2 protein-coding genes are annotated in these 2,445 nt (G+C 70.9%); one reads left to right on the top strand and one right to left on the bottom strand.

Annotated features, from left to right (window positions below):
* A partial coding sequence (locus tag IE312_RS35675) for an ACP S-malonyltransferase (RefSeq protein ID WP_189986486.1) occupies positions 1-903 on the bottom strand: 903 nt, incomplete at its 3' end.
* A gap of 210 nt (positions 904-1,113) precedes the next feature.
* On the opposite strand from IE312_RS35675, the gene IE312_RS35670 reads away from it, so the two are divergent.
* Positions 1,114-2,424 (top strand): lysine N(6)-hydroxylase/L-ornithine N(5)-oxygenase family protein, encoded by a 1,311-nt coding sequence (locus IE312_RS35670; protein ID WP_189986485.1) that lies wholly within the window; start codon positions 1,114-1,116, stop codon positions 2,422-2,424.
* The last annotated feature ends 21 nt before the right edge of the window (positions 2,425-2,445 follow it).

Below are 2,445 nucleotides of genomic sequence, written 5' to 3'. Positions count from 1 at the left end.
CGTGCGTGCCTCGTCGAGCTGGTCGGGGGTGTTCAGGGCGAAGGTCTCGACGCCCGGCAGGGCGCGGCGCGCGATCCGGGTCAGCGTGCTCGCGGGCGCCAGCTCCAGCAGGCCGGTCACGCCGAGGCCGGTCATGGTCCGCATGCACCGGTCCCACCGCACGGGCCGGCTCACCTGGGCCACGATCAGGTCCAGCAGTTCCCTTCCGGCCGTGACGACCCGGCCGTCGAGGTTGGTCAGCGTCCGCGGGCGGGGATCGCGGGGCGACACGGTGCGGGCCAGGCGGCCGAGGCTGCCGGCGACGTGGGCGACCTCCTCGGTGTGGAAGGCCCCCGCGATCTCCAGGGGGCGGATGCGCGTGCCGGCGGGCGGCTCGTCGACCAGGGCGGCGATGCCCGTGCGGGCGCCGGCGGCCACCACTTGGCCGGGACCGTTGTCGTTCACGGTGGTCAGGCCGAACCGCTCGACGGCCGCCCGGACCTCGGCGGGGTCGCCGCCGAGGACGGCGACCATGCCCGAGTCGGACTTGGCGGCGGTCTCCGCCATCGCCCGGCCCCGCTCGCGGACCAGGACCAGCGCCTGCTCGGCGGTGAGCACGCCGAGGGCGGCCGCCACGGTGAACTCGCCGAGGCTGTGCCCGGCGGCCACGTCGACGGCGCCCGCGAGGCAGGACCGGGGAAGCAGGGCCTCGGCGGCCAGCAGTCCGGCGGCGACGATGAGCGGCTGGGAGACCGCCGTGTCCCGGATGACACCGGCGTCCGCCCGCGTTCCGTAGTACTCCAGGTCGATACCGCACACCGTGGAAAACCAGTGGATGCGGTCGGCGAATTCGGGTTCCTCCAGCCAGGGTGTGAGGAGCCCGGGAATCTGGGAGCCCTGTCCGGGCGCGACCATCACAAGCATGCGATGCAGCATGGCGAGGAAAAAGCCGCGGCGGCAATCCCGCGAATTCCGGGACGCGTTGTCCCGCCGGCGGGACAACTTCCGTCGGCGGTCGCAACGTTGGCTGCGACGGATCGGTGTGCGGATACTGTTCCTCGGCCTCCGGGGGCTGTCCACGGTGCTTTCCCGGGTCCACCGGCCGTCCCGTACACCAATTCCGGGGAGACCTTCATGGAACTGAGTGAAGCCCTGACCCACGACGTCGTGGGCATAGGTTTCGGACCGTCCAACCTGTCCCTGGCGATCGCGCTCGAAGAGCTGTGCGGCACCACCGGGGAACCCGGGCCGGCCGCCGCCTTCTTCGAGCGCAAGCCGTCGCTCGGCTGGCACCGGGGGATGCTGCTGCCGGACGCGAAGATGCAAATCTCGTTCCTGAAGGATCTGGTCACCTTCCGCAACCCGGCCTCGCGGTTCAGCTTCGTGTCCTACCTGCACGCCAAGGGCCGGCTGCCGCGGTTCGTGAACAACCAGGACTTCTTCCCGACCCGCCAGGAGTTCCACGACTACCTGGAGTGGGCCCAGGCGCAGCTGTCCACCCCGGTCGGCTACGGCTGCGAGGTCACCGGGATCCGCCCGGCCGGGGACGACACCGCCGCGGCTCCGGTCGAGCTGCTGCGGGTCGAGGTGCGCGGCGCCGGGCTGCCCGGCGGCAGCGCCCGGCTGCACACGCGCAACGTCGTGATATCCACCGGGCTCGTGCCCAGAATGCCGGACGGTGTCGAACGCGACGAACGTATCTGGCACAGCTCGGAATTCCTCGACCGGTTCCGTGAGTGGGAGACGGAACGCGCCGGGGAAATGCGCCGGATCGCCGTCGTGGGCGCCGGGCAGAGCGCGGCGGAAATCCTCAGGTTCCTCCACGACAGGCTGCCCGGGGCGATGCTCACGGCGATCCTGCCGCCGTACGGGTACGCCATCGCGGACAACACCCCGTTCGCCAATGAGATCTTCGACCCCGCGGCCGTGGACGACTACTACTACGGTTCCGACGAGTCCCGCGACATGATCTGGAAGCACCACCGGAACACCAACTATTCGGTGGTGGACGACGAGGTCATCAAGAGCCTGTACGAACGCGTCTACGGCGACGAGGTGAAGGGCCGCCGACGCGTCGAGTTCCTCAACCTCGCCCGGGTCGAGGGCGTCAAGCGGGTCGCCGACGAGACGCGGATCACCGTGCGGTCGCTGTCCACCGACGCGTTCCGGGACATCGATGTCGACGTCCTGGTGTGCGCCACCGGTTACGACCCCATGGACCCGGCCCCGGTGCTCGGGGAACTCGACGCGTACTGCCTGCGCGACGCGCGGGGCCGCTACCGCGTGGAACGCGACTACCGGATCCTCACCCGGCCGGAGCTGCGCTGCGGCATCTACCTCCAGGGCGGCACCGAGCACACGCACGGCCTGTCCTCGTCCCTGCTGTCCAACCTCGCCGTGCGCAGCGGCGAGATCGTGAACTCCCTGCTGACCCGGCAGGGCTGAACCCGCCGTCGATCCGGCGGC

Origin of the sequence: Streptomyces capoamus, assembly GCF_014654935.1 — a bacterium.
GTDB classification, from domain to species: Bacteria; Actinomycetota; Actinomycetes; order Streptomycetales; family Streptomycetaceae; genus Streptomyces; species Streptomyces capoamus.
The sequence above is the reverse complement of the archived record's forward strand: the minus strand, read 5'-3'. Positions and strand labels throughout refer to the sequence as shown.